Genomic DNA, 15,168 nt, shown 5'->3' with positions numbered 1-15,168 from the left:
CACCTAGAACATGAACTTCGGCCCGAAGTACACAACGATGGGCACGATGCTCAGTATTGCCAGCACGAGTGCGAGGACGGCGGTCTTCCGGCGCGACGGTGGCTCATCGGATGAGAGAGACTGGCAGGCCAGAAAGGCAAAGAGCGGTGCGAGAACCGGGGTGGCGAAGCACAGCCCAATGAATGTGAAGATTCCGGAGAAACCGAATAGGGCCGAGGCGGGTTCCTCGACGGCATCGGCGACGAATAGTGAGAGGAACCCAAGCACCCAGCCGCACAGAATGATGACGGAGCCCCACAGGGCGAGTTTCTCGTTGAAGACTCTTGCCAAGCCACAGCGCGGAGGCAGACCCGATTCCTGGGATTCTTCGAAGGCCTTGGGTGCGGTGGGCTCGGCGTTCTGATCCATGGAGCTGTCCTTCTTCGGTATCAGTCTGTGGCGCTGCCATCGGCTGAGTGAGCGGTAAGTCTGTTTTCGCGCAGTGTAGCAGTGGTTGTTGCTGGGTGCGGCCGTCGGGGACTGCGTTAAATCTGTGACAAACGAGTTTAAAGTTTCGCGTGTTGCATCTGTGACTAATGTTGTTAAAGAGGTAGTGTGGCGCGCATGAGCCATGCACGTCGCCTTGTTACCGCCGCCGTTACCGCAGTAGCGGCCGTGGCACTGTCCGTATCCACCGCCGTTGCCATCCCGTCCTACGCACCTTCTGGTGTGGATGTCTCCGGCAATAACCACATGTCCCTGCGTGGGATCGACTGGGATGCTGTGAAATCCGACGGCCAGTCCTATGCCTTTGTCAAGGCCACCGAGGGCGTTGGGTTTGTCAACAACCACTTCGTGCGCGATGCCAATGCCGCTGCAGCGGCTGGTCTGAAGGTCGGCGCCTACCACTACGCACGCCCGGCGGGTGACGCCAAGCAGCAGGCAGCCAGCTTTGCCTCCCAAATCGCGCTGGTGCCGACGCAGACCCTGCCGCCGGTGCTTGACATTGAGGTTGATGAGGGCCTGAGCGCTAAGCAGTTGGAGGAGTGGATTGATACCTTCATGACGGAGGTAAAGTCCCTGACAGGCCGCACCCCGATGTTGTACACCTACAAGTACTTCTGGATGGGTCAGATGGGTAACACCACGCGCTTCTCCGAGTATCCGCTGTGGTTGGCGGCCTACCAGGATACCGCGCCCGAACCGGTTGGAGGCTGGGACAAGCTGGCCTTCTGGCAGCGTTCGGGAAGCGGCCGCGTGGCCGGCATCGAGACCGATGTGGACATGAACCTCTTTAACGGTACTGAAGCCCAGCTGCACTCCTTCTCCGGTGGCAACTACATTGACTTCGGTGGCATCTTGGATGACTTGGTCATTCCGGGTTTGGACCTTGGTGATGACGCCGGTGTGCTGATTGCGGGTATCCTGGCCCTAGCAGCGGGTGCAGTAGCCGTTCCTGCCGTAGCGGATGCCGCGAAGGATGCGGGCTTGGACGTGGATCCGACCGGGCTTGTGAAGCAGGCAGAAAAGCTGCTCAACACTGGCGCTATTAGCACCGATGACCTCAAGGACATGTCCAATAACGACGCCAGCATCGGTGACCTGGCCATCTTCCTGGATAACGCACAGCACCTGCAGGACGTCGACGCGGATAACGTAAGCCAGCAGGATGTAGAGAATGCAGACCGCGCCGCACGCAGCGCTGGTCACGCCGCAGGTGTAGCCATCCCAGCGTTTGATTCCAAGCAGGTAGCGGACTTGCTCAATAGCCTGCGCTAATCGTTGTTGGTTGCCACGGTATCGCGCCGCGGGGCCGCGCCCTTAAAAAAGCGGCGGGTCCAGGACTCGTCGCGGAAGTGTGCAGGCACGGCACCGGAGAGTAACGGCTTGGCCAGTGCAGCGGCTTCGGGGGAGCCGTCCGCGGGTAGTTCGGTATCTGAGCCAATGAGAATGATGTTGCCGTAGCGCCGGCCTTTAAGCATGGGAGGGTCGGCGATAACCGCGACGTGTGCGAAGACTTCTGCCATCCCGGCTAACTCCGCCTTTGCGCCCTGGAGATCGGAATGGTCACCGCAGTTGGCCACGTAGAGGCCACCGGGGCATAGTGTTGCATGGGCGTGCTGGAAAAATTCTTGGGTGGTGAGGGGCTTCGGGGTTGTATCACCCGCGAAGACGTCTCGGATGATGACGTCGAAGCGGTTCGGCGGGAACCCTTCTGTGACCTCTCGCGCCTCGCCGGCGCGGATTTTGACGCGGGGCGCGGAAGGAATATCGGCCAGCTCACGGATGAGCTCCGCTAGCTTGGCGTCGAGTTCGACCACAGTGTTGTGGGAATCCGGCCACAGGTCAGCCAAGTAGCGTGGTAGCGAGCAACCACCGCCGCCCAGGTGGAGTAGGCGTTTGCCAGGTGCGAGATTCTCTACCGCGGCGGCGATCCAGCGCATGTACTCGAACTCTAGGCTGCGCGGCTCATCGGGGATGAGGTGTGAGGAAGGTACGCCGTTGACGTTGAGGATGAAGGCGCCGTCGTGGAAAGGATCCGGCTCGACGACGAGTTCGCCGGTGGAAATCTCGTAGGTGCCCGCGATGGAGTTGGTGGTGTTGCGCTTTCTGCCCATAGTGCCTCTTAGCTTAGGGAATAGGCTGCGTGGTTCGCGTGTTGGGGTATGAGGTACACCGCGACTAGCCTTGGTGGACAACAAAGCAACGAGAAGGGGAGAGCATGCGAGTATTGGTAGCCATGTCCGGCGGCGTCGATTCCTCGGTGGCTGCAGCACGCGCAGTGGAAGCAGGCCATGACGTCATTGGCGTGCACTTGGCCCTGCACAAGGATGCACAGCAGACCCGTGAGAAGGCACGCGGATGCTGCTCCCTAGAGGATTCCGCCGACGCCCGCCGTATATGCGACAAACTCGGCATTCCCTTCTATGTATGGGACTTCTCCGAGGAGTTCAAGGAAGCCGTCATCGGGGATTTCGTGGACTCCTACGCCCGCGGTGAGACCCCGAATCCGTGCCTGCGCTGTAATGAGAAGATCAAGTTCGCAGCCTTGCTGCGCAAAGGCATGGCGCTGGGCTTTGATGCAGTCGCCACGGGTCACTATGCCACCATCGACTCTGATGGCTACATGCGCCGCTCCCTGGATGAGAACAAGGACCAGTCCTACGTGCTGGGGGTGATCACCAAGGAAGAGCTGGACCACTGTTTCTTCCCGATTGGCGATACCCCGAAGCCGGAGATCCGCGAGGAAGCCAAGCGCCACGGGTTCTCCACTGCGTCCAAGCCGGACTCTTATGACATCTGCTTCATCCCGGACGGCAATACCCAGGCCTTCCTGGGGCGTTCCATCGGACTGCGGCCAGGCATGATCGTGGATACCGAGGGCAATGAGCTCAAGGAACACGATGGCGCGTGGAACTACACCATCGGCCAGCGCAAGGGTCTAGACATCAAGACACCGACTGCCGATGGCTCCCCGCGCTACGTCACCGACATCGACGCGGCCACCGGCACCGTCACCGTGGGATCGCGCGCCGACTTGGCCGTGACCCGCATCGAGGCTGACCGCCTGAAGTACCTGCACCCGGCGATGGAAGGTGACTTCGACTGCGAGGTGCAAGTTCGCGCCCACGGATCCGTCGTTCCCTGCCATGCTCACGTGGACCGCGAGGCTGACCGCATGACGCTCGAGCTTAACGAGCCACTCTCCGGTGTAGCCCGCGGCCAGGCCGCTGTGCTCTACTTGCCGAGCCCGGATGAGCTGGGAGATATTGTGCTCGGTTCCGGCACCATCTGCGGGACTGAGTAGATGACGGGATTCGCACTGGGGTCTATGCCCGGTACCTCCATCGCGGAGGCCGCAGACATCATCATGGGGGAGACCGAGCTTCCCGCTATCCCGCAGCTGCCCGAGCGTGGGTTGGGCTCCGATGCGGTGGGCCGCACGGCCAGCATGCTGGAGGCTATCTCCATCGACCGTGGCCCGCGTTCCTGGCGCATGACGGCACGCCCGCAGTTGCTCACCCGCCGCACAGGGGACCGCTTGGAGCGTGACCTCGACGAGGTCCAAGAGGTCTGGGGTGAGAGCGTGCCGCGCGTCAAGGTGCAAGCACTTGGCCCCTGGTCGCTGGGGGCGAGCATTGAGCTTTCCGACGGCCACCGCGTTCTCACCGACCGCGGCGCCTTCACCGAGCTTTCCGAGTCTCTGCTTCATGGTGTCCACGCCCACGCCGCGGATGTCGCGCGCCGCTTCCACGGGGAGGTCGTCGTCCAACTCGACGAGCCCCTGCTTGCCGACGTTGTGGCCGGGCGCATTCCTGGCACCACCGACTTCGATACGATCCCTGCTGTCCCAGACGAGGTCGCGTTTGAACTCCTGCAGTCCTTCGCCGCAGATTACCTGCACGCCCCGCCGCTGTGGTCCCTCGCGCGTGCCGCAAAGACCTTCCTCACGACCTTCCGCGGCCTAGACACCCCGCGTCACCTCGACGGCCTGGGTGAGCACTTGAATGCCGGCCACCGCATCGGTCTGGGTATCGAAGGTTCCGATTCCCGCGCGGAGGCCATCACGCTGGCCCGTCACCTTGACCGTATTGGCATGCCACGCGAGCTGCTCATCGATCATTTAGACGTCTACCCAGTCAAGGCCTCCGCTCGTTCACTGCGCTCGGTATCCGAGACCGCCGATATCCTGATTCGCGACGCCGGTGACCTTTAACCCAGTTGTTAATCGACTCGTCCCAGGCTGTCCGTAGCGGTGAAGTAGGCCTCCATATACGGGATGACGAACTGGAGCCTGCCATGGGCGGTGGGTTCGATCAGGTCGGCATCGATAAGCCTTTGGCGCGTCGCCGAGAGGGAGCGCACCGTCCGGTCCTGGTGTGCGGCAATGTTCTTGATTTCTGCCGTGCCGTCCTCCATGACCGCGCTCATCGCTTCGAGGAAGAGACGCTGCGCCGGCGGCAGCGCTAGGGTAGCGGGCTGGTGGACCTGAGCGCCGAGAACTGAGATCGCCTCGGCTGACACCGCCGCGACGTCGCGTTCCTCGATGCTGCTTCCGCCCTCACGCTGAGCCTTTCCCCAAGCCAGTGAGCCTACGAGCTGCACCATGTAGGGGTAGCCGCGGGACAGTCGCACCGCAGCCGCTACTGCATCATCGGTGAACTCGAGCCCCGACTGCGCGGCGGTTTCGGTGAAGGCTACCTCGGCGTTCGCGGGGGAGAGTGGCCCCAGAACGAACTTCTGCGCGCGGCGCAGGAAGGTCACGCCCGGCAGATCCAGCAGGCGGTTGACTCCCTGTGGAAGGCCCGCAGCCACGATGGCAACGTCGAGCTCATCGCGCACGAGGTCCTGGTAGGTCACGGCCAGGGAGGTGAGGTCGTCTGCGTCTGCGTCCTGCACCTCGTCGATGGTGAGCAGCACGCCCGTGCCTTTGAGTAGCGCTAAAAGCTCGCGCAGGCGAGTGTTGAGCGTGGGTTTATAGGCTTCCTCGGTGTTGTGCTGGATGCCGATGGTTGCCAAGCCACCGATACCCACTCGGTTGACTTTGTGTTTGTCTGCTGGAGCCAGCTTGTCCATAATGCGCGGGATGGTGGTGTCCACCAGTTCCTCCACCATGGAGCTGCGGCCAGAGGCGCGCAGAGTAATCCACCCGCGGCTAGAGGCGATATCTTCGAGCTCATTGAGCAAAACCGTTTTACCGATACCGCGGGCGCCGCTGATGATGAGCGAGCGGCCCGGGCTGCCCGGCTGGGAGTCGAGTGCAGCCCGGAAGGTGTCGAGTACTGCCGTGCGGCCGACCCAGAAGAGTGGTGGCACGCCGAAGGTGGGGCGGAAGGGGTTCTCATGTGGGGACATAAGCCCATCCTAGGACATTGGGAGATTTGGGAGACTTTTCTAAAGGTGGAGATTTGGGAGACTTTTTCGTCCCCCAAGTGGAATTAGGCGTCCCGCCCCGCCCGAATGGCGCCGACGATGTCAAAATCGCCGTTAATAGCTATGGGGTCACGCTGCGTGAGCTCTGCGAGCTTCTCCTGGACGCTGGGACGCGGCGAGAAAACAGGGCGTGAAGCCGTGGTTGTCAGGAGATCGCGCAGATAGTCTTCCAAAGAAACTCCAGCGGCGTTAGCACGCTTCTGAAGGGTGGCAATTACGGTGGGGGCGACGCCATGGATGTGGACCGTGCGGGGAGCGGGAGCAGTCATACCGTCAGTGTACGGGGGACTTAGATTGTGTTTGCGGGCTTCGAGGTCATAGCCCGCCAAGCCACCGCGCCGGCGTACACAGCACATGCGGCGACGAGGCCATACCACCAGAAGAAGTGGAGACCGTCATTCCAGGGCAAGGAGTTTCCGATGACGATTAGAACGAGGGCCGTAATCGCTACGGAAATAGCGCGATAGACCGTCTTACCTGGGGTGGTGAAGGCCTTCCATGCCGACTGAAGGAGAGATGCAATGATAATGATCATGCTGATGGTGAGGAACACGGTAACTCCTTAGGATGCGAGCTCGTCGAAAAGAGCTTGGGCCAGGTTTTCGGTGCCGGCGAGGGAATCGTTGTTGGCGAAAGTAGCGCGTTTGGTGGCCGGGTCGATGATAAGCATCGTGGAATAGCCATAGGTGCCGCCGTTGTGCCAGTACCCAGCTTTATCCTCGCTGGGAGGCTGCCAGCCATAGGCGATATCGCCATTGTCCATGAACCACTCGGCGAACTTGGCCATGTCACTTGCCGTGGAGCGGATAGCGCCCGCGGGCGCAGAGCCATCCATCTCCCACGGCTCAGCGTGGCGGCCGGTGGGGGTGAGGCCGCGTGGGGCGTCGTCAGGCACTGAGCCTGGCGTCATGAGGTAGGTTTCCGTCATACCGGCTGGCTCGAAGATGCGTTCTTTGAGCATCTGCTCATAAGGCTGCCCGGCAACGGTCTCGAGCATGTGGCCTAGGAGCCCATAGCCAAGATTGGAATAGGATTCTTCGCCCCGGTTCTTCAGCTCGGCCTTCGTGGCGGCAGCCATGATGTCCTTTACGGTCTCGCCTGTATAGGGGTTCGAACCGGTGACACCTGAGGCGAGACTGCTGAGGAGGTTCGTGCTTGCCAGTCGTGGTAGGCCAGAGGTGTGGTCGAGCAGTTCCCTCACGGTGACGTCAGCGACGGGCGCATCGCCGACGTCGAGGACCTCGCCCACCGTGGTGTCAGTTCTCAGCTTTCCCTCTTCGACGAGCTGGTGGGCCAGTTCGCCGGTGAACATCTTGGTCACAGACCCAATTTCGACCTCCGTGTGCTCGTCGCTGCCCAGTCCCGCGAAGGTGGCTTTGCCGTCGTGAAGCGTGAAGGCGGTCAGGTTGTGGAAACCGGATTCGGAGTGCTTTTCCAGCTGGGTGGCCAGGGCTTCGTCGCCGGTCCTTTCTGTGGCCAGAGCAATCCTTTGTGGCCCGGTGATGAGCAGGACGGATGCAACAGCAATGACGGCAACGAAGGAAAAAGTAATCTTGCGCATTAGTGGTCCTCGCTTGCAGTGATGATGGTCAGCAGGGGGATAACTCGGGCGGGGCGGATGGCATATTCGCCACCGGACTTTGTGGTCCAACTGGCATGGGTCAGTGCGCTCAAGTGGTGATAGGCGGTGCCTGTGGAGGAGACGATGTCCTCTTCGACGAGCTCAGCGGCTGTCGCGGGCGCGGCGAGGAGGCGGCGCAGGATTTCACCGCGGACCGGATGTGCGAGCGCGGATAGGCGCTCGAGGTTTTCTGTCCAGTCCTCGTCGGTGATGAAGTTGGTGGGGCGCTGCCATTGATAGGCATAGGTGCGCTTGCCGACGTTTATGTTGCCGCCAAAGATGACGGAGCCGTCGGGAAGCTGCTCGTTGGGTGCGAGGGCGTCGACCAGCCAGTAGGCCGAGCTTTCTCCAGTGGCGGATGCGGGGTCGGCGTCAGTGGGTGTGGTGCGCCCCTCAAGCGCGGCGACGCGCGTTTCAAGTTCGGCGAGGCGTGCTTCGACTGTCGTTTCCATGTTTTCTAGAATTCCAGAACTCTAGAAAACTGGCAAGGGGGCAGGCTTAAGAAATCATCGGCCATGCGGTGGAGACATCGGAGGCATCGCGCCCGCGGCCTTCCAGATACTTCTTGAAGGATTCGCGGTCCTTGTACCACTCCACGGCCTGGTACTCCATGAGCTCGTTGGTATCCATCTGTGCTAGCTCGGGGAAGTGCTGGCGCACCTGCTTCCAGGCCACGCGGGCGGCCGCGAGGGCGTCAGCAGTCGCCTCATGCGCGTTGCTCAACTCCACGCCGTAATGGGCGGAGACCTCCTCCAAGGTGCGCTTGCCCTTGCGCCACTTATCCTTAACGCGGTCGATGACGAAAGGATCGAACACTGGACCGTCGACCGTGAAGTCCCCGGTCAGTGCGCGCAGTACGGAGAGATCATAGGCGGCGTTGTAGACAATGAGCGTAAGCCCTTCATCCCAGGCCCGATAGATGGAATCGACCGTTTCCTTGAGTACCTCCTCGTGCGGGCGCCCCTCCGCGCGGGCCTTCTCGGTAGTGATGCCGTGGATCTTGGCGGCTTCCTCGGGGATTTCCACGCCGGGGTCAGCGAGCATTTCCCGCTTATCCACTTCGCGCCCGTCGATACGCACCAGGGCAGAGGTGACGATGCGGGCTTCTTTGGGCTTTACGGAGGTGGTTTCGAGGTCGAAGGAGAGCATGCGGGTGGCGTCGAAGTTCATGGACAACACTCTAGCGCCCGGCTCGGACATGCACTGTGGAAGTACTGCAGAATGACGGACGAACCTTTGCAGAATGACCATCCGCAGGTCACAGGCATGTCCGGCAGTCCCGCTACACTAGTGACTCGTGAGTGATGCAGTAGATATCCAACGCGAATGGTCCGAGCTTGCCCAGGAAGTGCGCAAGCACCGCGAGCTGTACTACAACGGCGAGCCGTCGATTCCGGATGCGGACTTTGACGCGCTCTTTCAGCGTTTGCTGTCGCTAGAAGCAGAGCACCCCGAGCTTCAGACTCCTGATTCACCTACCCAGCAGGTAGGTGCTGCTCCGGAGGGCGCTGTAGATATCGAGCACCTGGAGCGCCTGTACAGCCTGGACAACGTCTTCAGTGCGGATGAGCTGCAGGACTGGCTGGACCGCACGCCGGCTGAGGCTTATTTGACCGAGCTGAAGATTGATGGCCTGTCCATTGACTTGGTCTACCGCGACGGCAAGCTCGTTACGGCCGCCACGCGTGGTGATGGCCGCGTTGGCGAAGACATCACTGCCAATGCGCGCGTTATCCCGGACATTCCGCACGAGCTCACTGGCACGGATGAGTATCCGGTTCCCTCCCTGGTGGAGGTCCGCGGCGAGGTGTACATGCGCCCGGATGAGTTCGAGGAGATCAACGCAGCGCGACGTGAGGAAGGCAAGCCCACTTTTGCCAACCCCCGCAATGCGGCGGCAGGTGGGCTGCGCATGAAGGACCCGGAGGACGTCAAGAGGCGTCGGCTCCACATGGTTTGCCACGGTATTGGCGCACGCGAGGGTTTCCAGCCCACTTCGCAGCACGATGCTTACAAGGCCCTGGAGGCGTGGGGCTTCCCGGTTTCTCCCTATACCCAGCGGGTAACCACCGCTAAAGAGGTTCAGGAGCGCATGACCTATTGGGAGGAGCACCGCCACGACGCCTACTTTGAGATGGATGGGCTCGTCATCAAGGTCGATGACCTGGCCAGCCAGCGCGCGTTGGGCGCGACCTCCCGCGCGCCGCGCTGGGCTATTGCCTACAAGTACCCGCCGGAAGAGGTGACCACCAAGCTGCTCAACATCGAGGTCGGCGTGGGACGTACCGGGCGCGTGACGCCTTTCGCCATTATGGAACCGGTCTTCGTTTCTGGTTCGACGGTGTCCATGGCAACCCTGCACAACCAATTCGAGGTCAAGAACAAGAATGTCCTCATCGGGGATACCATCATCATCCGCAAGGCCGGAGAGATCATCCCAGAGGTTCTCGGCCCTGTATTGGACAAGCGCGATGGCAGCGAGACCGACTGGGTCTTCCCGGAGAATTGCCCTGCCTGTGGGACGAAGCTGGCACCGCAGAAGGAAGGCGACCAAGACTGGCGCTGCCCGAATACCCGCAGCTGCCCAGCTCAGCTAGCTGCACGCCTGGAGTACTTGGCCTCCCGCAAGGCGCTCGATATTGGCGAGCTGGGGGAGAAGGCAGCCGCAGATCTGATTTCCTCCGGAGTACTCAAGGATGAGGCGGACCTCTTCGATCTAGATGAAGAAGCACTCCTCAAGTCCTCGGTTTATACCACCCAGAAGGGTGCGCTCAATGCTTCCGGTAAGAAGCTGCTGGAAAACCTCAAGACGGCCCGTCAGGCTGAGTTCTGGCGAGTGCTGGTAGCGCTGTCTATCCGCCACGTTGGCCCCATCGCGGCGCGTGCTCTGGCTACGCGGTTCGGTTCGATGGAGGCGCTGCGCGCGGCATCGGTGGAGGAGCTGGCAGATACCGATGGTGTGGGCAGCATCATCGCGGAATCCTTCAAGCAGTGGTTCGAGGTGGAATGGCACGACAATATCGTGCAGAAGTGGGCCGCTGCTGGGGTCACGATGGAGGAAGAAGCCAGCGATAAACCGGAGCAAACGCTTGAAGGCATCACCGTCGTGGTGACCGGCACCTTGGAGAACTTCACCCGCGATTCCGCCAAGGAGGCCATCATCACCCGTGGTGGAAAAGCATCCGGCTCTGTATCGAAGAAAACGAATTACGTCGTGGTTGGAGAGAATGCTGGCTCGAAGGAACAGAAGGCCCGCGATTTGGGTCTGACCATCCTAGATGAAGATGGCTTCAACCGCCTTCTCGAGACGGGCGAGGCATGAAGCTAGCCGCTTTCGACTTAGACGGCACCATCTACTTTGACGGGCATATGCCCGACGAGGTACCGGAGGCGATTGCCCGGTGGCGTGCTGCGGGCAACCTCGCCGTTGTGGCCACCGGTAAGTCGCCGCACTCGGCGCGGCGTGCTCTTGAGCCCTTTGGCGTCGAATTCGACTATTACCTGCTCTGCAACGGCACCGTCATCATGAATAGTTCCTATGAGCTGCTCTATGAAAGCCATGTGCCGCCCGGGGTAGTCCGCGCTGTGTATGAGCGGGTTCGTGATATCCCGAAGCTCGACCTGTATTGCACGCGCCTGGAAGGTCCGGACGGGCACCTCGTCCGCAACGTGGCCGGGGTGCACAACCCCATCATCAGCGAGCCTGTACCGGTCGCGCCCGAGCGCATCGAGGAAGAAGTCTTTCCCCTCGTCGCTGCGTGGACGCCGGACGATCCAAGCCTGCAGAAAGAGATCGCGCAATGGGTTACTGAGCGCTTTCCCGTCGGCACCGCGATGAACCGCAACTTCTTCGACATCACTCCGCCCGGCCACGACAAGGGGTTCGCCTTGACCTGGCTGCTTCAACGTCTCGGCCGCGAGCGTTCCGAGATTGAGCTGATCACCTTAGGCGACGGACATAATGACCTGCCCATGCACGCGCTTGCCGATATCTCCCTTACCTTCCCCTGGGCGCAACCCGAAATCCAAGAGGCGTGCACCGCGGTGGTGGACTCGGCCGTGAAAGGCCTAATAGACTACGGCTCATGAAGATTGCGGCTTTGGACATGGATGGCACTGTTTACGTCAACGAAGACATAACTGAGGCAGTAAAGGAAGCCATCGCCGCATGGCGGGCCGCTGGCAACCTCGCTATCTCTGCGACGGGCAAGTCCATTGCCAACGCCCGGAACACACTCGAGCCATTCGGGGTGGAGTTGGATTACCACGTGCTCTACAACGGCACCGTCATCACGGATGGTGACTACTCCATCCTCCACGAGGAACACCTGCCCAGCGATACCGTGCAGGCCATCATCGACCGTTTCACTGGGCTGCCATTAAATATCTACCTGACGGGCTTGACTGGGGCTGACCAAGTGGCGTGGGACGGCCTGGCTGGCCGTGAATCTTCGATGGTGGCGAATACGGAAGTGGTGGATCCGGGGGACGTCGCCAATCGCAGCACCGTTCTCATGTCCCTGTGGATTCCGGGCGACGCCGAGCTACGCCACGAAGTCGACGAGTGGGTGCGTGCGAATTGCGATGTTGAGTCCTCGTTCAACTGCGATTTCTACGACATCATGCCGCCTGGACACAACAAGGGCGAGGGCTTGACGCGGCTGCTTGGTCACCTCGGCCACGAAGAGGCTGAACTCTACACCTTCGGCGATAGCTTCAATGATCTCTCGATGCATTCCATCGCCACCGAGTCCTTCACGTTCCCGGGAACACACATCATCGACGAGGTAGACCACGTGGTTCCTGACGTCGCCGCGGGCCTCAGCTTATTGCTCGACCGCTAGGTCGAGCTAGGTGAGGAAGGCGCCCAAGATGGCGCCCAAGTCACCCAGGTGCTCGACCTCGGAGGCAAGGTAGTCCGGCCCGCCAACGCGGCCCATCACCACGACATAGTTCGTGCCTACGAGGGGAGCGGCCGCCAGTGCGGATTCGATGAGGGTCCACGATTCCGGGATCCACGTGTCCTTCTCCGGATTGAGCACGCGGGCGGAGGTGATGTTGAGGTCGGTGGGGATCGAGCCGTCGTCGGCAGGCGCGGCGTCAGAGGCGGCAATGCGGCTGATCTTCTCATCGTTCGCAATAACGATGGCCCAATTGGAGGTCAGTGCCTTGGGAATTGCCGCGCAGACTTCCTTCATCGCGGCGGTTACGTTGCGCTGCGAGGCAACCTTCGCCAGTACATGGATCTGCCCGCGGCGGTCAACGCGGCCGCTGAACGGACGGATGGAATCAATTTCTACGCCTTCCACGGCCTGGGCTGCCGTGATGATCTCATCTGCCATGGTGGACTGGGGGAGATCGAGCACGATGTCATCCATGACCGTCCCGTCAGGGAAGTTTTCTACGATGTCGACGGAGCGAATATCGGCCTCGATGTTGCCCATCGCGTTGGCGAGGAGGCCAAGGCTGCCGGGAGTGTCAGGGAGGAGGACACGGACGAGGTACGACATATCGTTCTTTCTGGGGAAGATAACTAGGTAGGGAATTCTTGATATGAAAAGTTTATAGAACTTGATCGATGGTACCCAACGTATCGAATACTATTCAATAGCTCGTGTTGCGTTTAGGGGAGGAGCGGTGGTGGCGTGGCATCAGCCGTGCAGTACCATGGGTGCTTAGCTATCAACCGTCTCAATGAATAAAAGGATGGAGTTCGCGTGTCTGATATTTCGCGTGACGAGGTCGCGCACTTGGCAAAGCTGTCGCGATTGGCCCTGAGCGAGGAAGAACTGAAACAGTTCGCCGCGCAGATCGACGAAATCGTGGATTCCGTGTCCGCGGTTGGCAAGGTCGAGGCTGAAGGTGTGGAGCCGATGTCGCACCCGCACTCCGTTAACGCCCCCATGCGTGAGGACGTTGTCGTGCGAACCCTCACTGCCGAGCAGGCCTTGGACCAGGCCCCCGCAGCTGATGAAGATCGCTTCATGGTTCCGCAGATTCTGGGTGGAGGAGACGAATAAGAATGGCACAATTCATTGCGCCCACAGAGGGCATTACCGCGCTGACCGCCGCCGAGCTGGCTGAGAAGATTCACTCTCGCGAGCTCACCTCCCGCGAAGTTACTCAGGCCTTCCTGGACCGCATCGCGGAGACCAACGGCGAACTCAACGCCTTCCTGCATGTTGGTGCTGAGGAAGCACTGGTGGCTGCCGACGCCGTCGATAAGTCCCTCGACGCTGGCGAAGCGCCCGCTTCCGCGTTGGCCGGTGTGCCGCTAGCCCTCAAGGATCTGCTGGTGACTACCGACGCCCCCACGACCGCCGCCTCCAAGATGCTGGAGGGTTGGGTGTCACCTTATGACGCTACGCTGGTGACCAAGCTGCGCGAGGCCGGCATTCCGATCTTGGGTAAGACGAACCTCGATGAGTTTGCGATGGGCTCCTCTAACGAGAATTCTGCCTACGGTCCGGCTCACAATCCGTATGACACCGAGCGCACCCCGGGTGGTTCCGGTGGTGGTACCGCTGCGGCTCTTGCCTCCGGTCAAGCCCCGCTGGGTATCGGTACTGACACCGGCGGCTCCATTCGCCAGCCTGCCGCTTTGACCAACACCGTGGGCGTGAAGCCGACGTACGGCACCGTTTCTCGCTATGGCCTCATCGCTGCTGCAAGCTCTTTGGACCAGGCAGGCCCGACCGCGCGCACGGTCCTAGATACTGCCTTGCTGCACGAAATCATTGCCGGCCACGACTCCTTCGACGCCACCTCAGTGGATAAGCCGGTCGCGCCGGTAGTCGCGGCCGCCAAGGAAGGCGCCAATGGAGATCTTTCCGGCGTCAAGGTCGGCCTGATCAAGCAATTCGAGCGCGACGGCTGGCAGCCGGGCGTGATGGAGGCCTACCACGCCGCGGTTGAGCAGCTGAAGTCTCAGGGCGCAGAGATCGTCGAGGTTGACTGCCCGCACTTCGACGATGCTCTCGCGGCGTACTACCTCATCATGCCGTGTGAGGTCTCCTCCAACCTGGCCCGCTTCGACGGCATGCGCTACGGTCTGCGTGTCGGCGATGATGGAACCCACTCTGCGGAAGAGGTTATGTCCCTGTCCCGCGCGGCTGGTTTCGGCCCCGAGGTTAAACGCCGCATCATGCTGGGTACCTACGCGCTGTCCGTCGGCTACTACGACGCCTACTATTTGCAGGCACAGCGCGTGCGTACCCTCATCGCCCAGGACTTTGAGCGTGCTTTCGAGCAGGTCGATGTCCTCGTATCCCCGACCACCCCGACCACGGCCTTCAAGCTGGGGGAGAAGGTTGAGGATCCGATGGAGATGTACAACTTTGACCTGTGCACCCTGCCGCTGAACCTCGCTGGCGTGTGTGGCATGTCTGTCCCTTCCGGCATGGCATCCGACACCAACCTGCCGACCGGCCTGCAGATCATGGCCCCCGCATTCCAGGACGACCGCCTGTACAAGGTCGGCGCCGCCTACGAGGCAGGACGCAAGTAGCCCGCAGAATCGTATTCGCTGGCACACCTGAACCGGTGACTTTTCACGGAGACGTGGGAGGCCGCCGGCCCTCGTCGTTTTATTCGACGGTGAGGTTTAGAAGGGGATGTCGTCGGTGCTGGCATCT

General features: G+C 61.1%; 17 protein-coding genes. 8 read left to right on the top strand and 9 right to left on the bottom strand.

Annotation, left to right across the window (positions count from 1 at the left end; genetic code table 11):
• Nucleotides 1-3: 3 nt before the first annotated feature.
• The gene (locus HMPREF2781_RS04885) at nucleotides 4-408 is read right to left on the bottom strand and encodes a hypothetical protein (protein ID WP_070644608.1); all 405 of its coding nucleotides are present in this window, start codon (nucleotides 406-408) and stop codon (nucleotides 4-6) included.
• Between the two features lie 195 nt (nucleotides 409-603).
• Here HMPREF2781_RS04885 and HMPREF2781_RS04880 point away from each other — a divergent pair, with 195 nt between their 5' ends.
• Nucleotides 604-1,758 (top strand): glycoside hydrolase family 25 protein, encoded by a 1,155-nt coding sequence (locus tag HMPREF2781_RS04880; RefSeq protein ID WP_070644615.1) that lies wholly within the window; start codon nucleotides 604-606, stop codon nucleotides 1,756-1,758.
• Here the strand turns inward: HMPREF2781_RS04880 and HMPREF2781_RS04875 are convergent.
• Nucleotides 1,755-2,597: a spermidine synthase gene (locus HMPREF2781_RS04875; RefSeq protein WP_070644607.1), complete on the bottom strand. Its 843-nt coding sequence runs from the start codon at nucleotides 2,595-2,597 to the stop codon at nucleotides 1,755-1,757. The genes HMPREF2781_RS04880 and HMPREF2781_RS04875 overlap by 4 nt on opposite strands.
• Nucleotides 2,598-2,701: 104 nt before the next feature.
• Between HMPREF2781_RS04875 and mnmA the strand changes: the two genes are divergently transcribed.
• Both mnmA and HMPREF2781_RS04865 read left to right on the top strand, forming a co-directional pair.
• Nucleotides 2,702-3,787 carry a tRNA 2-thiouridine(34) synthase MnmA gene (mnmA, locus tag HMPREF2781_RS04870; RefSeq protein ID WP_070644606.1) on the top strand — a complete coding sequence of 362 codons (1,086 nt, stop codon included), beginning with the start codon at nucleotides 2,702-2,704 and terminating at the stop codon, nucleotides 3,785-3,787.
• Nucleotides 3,788-4,696 carry a uroporphyrinogen decarboxylase/cobalamine-independent methonine synthase family protein gene (locus tag HMPREF2781_RS04865; RefSeq protein ID WP_070644605.1) on the top strand — a complete coding sequence of 303 codons (909 nt, stop codon included), beginning with the start codon at nucleotides 3,788-3,790 and terminating at the stop codon, nucleotides 4,694-4,696.
• Between the two features lie 8 nt (nucleotides 4,697-4,704).
• Here HMPREF2781_RS04865 and HMPREF2781_RS04860 read toward each other — a convergent pair whose 3' ends face one another.
• The 6 genes from HMPREF2781_RS04860 to HMPREF2781_RS04835 form a co-directional block, all read right to left on the bottom strand.
• Nucleotides 4,705-5,835 carry an ATP-binding protein gene (locus tag HMPREF2781_RS04860; protein ID WP_070644604.1) on the bottom strand — a complete coding sequence of 377 codons (1,131 nt, stop codon included), beginning with the start codon at nucleotides 5,833-5,835 and terminating at the stop codon, nucleotides 4,705-4,707.
• Between the two features lie 83 nt (nucleotides 5,836-5,918).
• Nucleotides 5,919-6,182 carry a hypothetical protein gene (locus HMPREF2781_RS04855; protein ID WP_070644603.1) on the bottom strand — a complete coding sequence of 88 codons (264 nt, stop codon included), beginning with the start codon at nucleotides 6,180-6,182 and terminating at the stop codon, nucleotides 5,919-5,921.
• Nucleotides 6,183-6,202: 20 nt separating this feature from the next.
• Nucleotides 6,203-6,466, bottom strand: a complete 264-nt coding sequence (locus tag HMPREF2781_RS04850) for a hypothetical protein (protein WP_070644602.1) — start codon at nucleotides 6,464-6,466, stop codon at nucleotides 6,203-6,205.
• Between the two features lie 9 nt (nucleotides 6,467-6,475).
• Nucleotides 6,476-7,474, bottom strand: a complete 999-nt coding sequence (locus HMPREF2781_RS04845; RefSeq protein WP_070644601.1) for a serine hydrolase domain-containing protein — start codon at nucleotides 7,472-7,474, stop codon at nucleotides 6,476-6,478.
• Complete coding sequence (locus tag HMPREF2781_RS04840; RefSeq protein WP_070644600.1) at nucleotides 7,474-7,986, bottom strand: ArsR/SmtB family transcription factor; 513 nt, start codon at nucleotides 7,984-7,986, stop codon at nucleotides 7,474-7,476. Before HMPREF2781_RS04840 ends, HMPREF2781_RS04845 begins: the two co-directional genes overlap by 1 nt.
• Nucleotides 7,987-8,032: 46 nt before the next feature.
• Nucleotides 8,033-8,704, bottom strand: a complete 672-nt coding sequence (locus tag HMPREF2781_RS04835) for a 3'-5' exonuclease (RefSeq protein ID WP_070644614.1) — start codon at nucleotides 8,702-8,704, stop codon at nucleotides 8,033-8,035.
• A gap of 127 nt (nucleotides 8,705-8,831) precedes the next feature.
• On the opposite strand from HMPREF2781_RS04835, the gene ligA reads away from it, so the two are divergent.
• From ligA to HMPREF2781_RS04820, 3 genes are read left to right on the top strand one after another with little or no spacing between them, the layout of a single operon-like run.
• A complete protein-coding gene (ligA, locus tag HMPREF2781_RS04830) occupies nucleotides 8,832-10,856 on the top strand; it encodes an NAD-dependent DNA ligase LigA (protein WP_070644599.1) in 2,025 nt (674 codons plus the stop codon).
• Nucleotides 10,853-11,623 carry an HAD family hydrolase gene (locus tag HMPREF2781_RS04825; RefSeq protein WP_070644598.1) on the top strand — a complete coding sequence of 257 codons (771 nt, stop codon included), beginning with the start codon at nucleotides 10,853-10,855 and terminating at the stop codon, nucleotides 11,621-11,623. The genes ligA and HMPREF2781_RS04825 overlap by 4 nt, the downstream gene beginning before the upstream one ends.
• Nucleotides 11,620-12,378, top strand: coding sequence for an HAD family hydrolase (locus HMPREF2781_RS04820; protein ID WP_070644597.1), 759 nt, complete (start codon nucleotides 11,620-11,622; stop codon nucleotides 12,376-12,378). Before HMPREF2781_RS04825 ends, HMPREF2781_RS04820 begins: the two co-directional genes overlap by 4 nt.
• A 6-nt stretch (nucleotides 12,379-12,384) precedes the next feature.
• Here the strand turns inward: HMPREF2781_RS04820 and HMPREF2781_RS04815 are convergent, their stop codons facing one another.
• Entirely contained in the window at nucleotides 12,385-13,044 is a 660-nt protein-coding gene (locus HMPREF2781_RS04815) for an ACT domain-containing protein (protein WP_070447752.1), read from the bottom strand.
• Nucleotides 13,045-13,251: 207 nt separating this feature from the next.
• Between HMPREF2781_RS04815 and gatC the strand changes: the two genes are divergently transcribed.
• Together gatC and gatA are read left to right on the top strand one after the other, a co-directional pair.
• Nucleotides 13,252-13,554 (top strand): Asp-tRNA(Asn)/Glu-tRNA(Gln) amidotransferase subunit GatC, encoded by a 303-nt coding sequence (gatC, locus tag HMPREF2781_RS04810; RefSeq protein WP_070447754.1) that lies wholly within the window; start codon nucleotides 13,252-13,254, stop codon nucleotides 13,552-13,554.
• 2 nt (nucleotides 13,555-13,556) lie between these two features.
• The gene (gene gatA, locus HMPREF2781_RS04805) at nucleotides 13,557-15,041 is read left to right on the top strand and encodes an Asp-tRNA(Asn)/Glu-tRNA(Gln) amidotransferase subunit GatA (protein ID WP_070644596.1); all 1,485 of its coding nucleotides are present in this window, start codon (nucleotides 13,557-13,559) and stop codon (nucleotides 15,039-15,041) included.
• Nucleotides 15,042-15,168 lie beyond the last annotated feature (127 nt).

The organism is Corynebacterium sp. HMSC062A03, from assembly GCF_001811145.1.
Lineage (GTDB): Bacteria > Actinomycetota > Actinomycetes > Mycobacteriales > Mycobacteriaceae > Corynebacterium > Corynebacterium aurimucosum.
Note: the sequence above shows the minus strand (reverse complement) of the source record. Positions and strands in the feature narration are given on the sequence as shown.

Excerpts from the sequence above, each read along its gene's own strand:
- HMPREF2781_RS04865 (WP_070644605.1), top strand. The coding sequence starts at position 3,788 with ATGACGGGATTCGCACTGGGGTCTATGCCCGGTACCTCCATCGCGGAG.
- HMPREF2781_RS04820 (WP_070644597.1), top strand. The coding sequence starts at position 11,620 with ATGAAGATTGCGGCTTTGGACATGGATGGCACTGTTTACGTCAACGAA.
- HMPREF2781_RS04825 (WP_070644598.1), top strand. The coding sequence starts at position 10,853 with ATGAAGCTAGCCGCTTTCGACTTAGACGGCACCATCTACTTTGACGGG.
- HMPREF2781_RS04815 (WP_070447752.1), bottom strand. The coding sequence starts at position 13,044 with ATGTCGTACCTCGTCCGTGTCCTCCTCCCTGACACTCCCGGCAGCCTT.
- HMPREF2781_RS04855 (WP_070644603.1), bottom strand. The coding sequence starts at position 6,182 with ATGACTGCTCCCGCTCCCCGCACGGTCCACATCCATGGCGTCGCCCCC.
- gatA (WP_070644596.1), top strand. The coding sequence starts at position 13,557 with ATGGCACAATTCATTGCGCCCACAGAGGGCATTACCGCGCTGACCGCC.
- HMPREF2781_RS04860 (WP_070644604.1), bottom strand. The coding sequence starts at position 5,835 with ATGTCCCCACATGAGAACCCCTTCCGCCCCACCTTCGGCGTGCCACCA.
- mnmA (WP_070644606.1), top strand. The coding sequence starts at position 2,702 with ATGCGAGTATTGGTAGCCATGTCCGGCGGCGTCGATTCCTCGGTGGCT.
- HMPREF2781_RS04840 (WP_070644600.1), bottom strand. The coding sequence starts at position 7,986 with ATGGAAACGACAGTCGAAGCACGCCTCGCCGAACTTGAAACGCGCGTC.
- HMPREF2781_RS04835 (WP_070644614.1), bottom strand. The coding sequence starts at position 8,704 with ATGAACTTCGACGCCACCCGCATGCTCTCCTTCGACCTCGAAACCACC.
- HMPREF2781_RS04845 (WP_070644601.1), bottom strand. The coding sequence starts at position 7,474 with ATGCGCAAGATTACTTTTTCCTTCGTTGCCGTCATTGCTGTTGCATCC.
- HMPREF2781_RS04880 (WP_070644615.1), top strand. The coding sequence starts at position 604 with ATGAGCCATGCACGTCGCCTTGTTACCGCCGCCGTTACCGCAGTAGCG.
- HMPREF2781_RS04885 (WP_070644608.1), bottom strand. The coding sequence starts at position 408 with ATGGATCAGAACGCCGAGCCCACCGCACCCAAGGCCTTCGAAGAATCC.
- HMPREF2781_RS04875 (WP_070644607.1), bottom strand. The coding sequence starts at position 2,597 with ATGGGCAGAAAGCGCAACACCACCAACTCCATCGCGGGCACCTACGAG.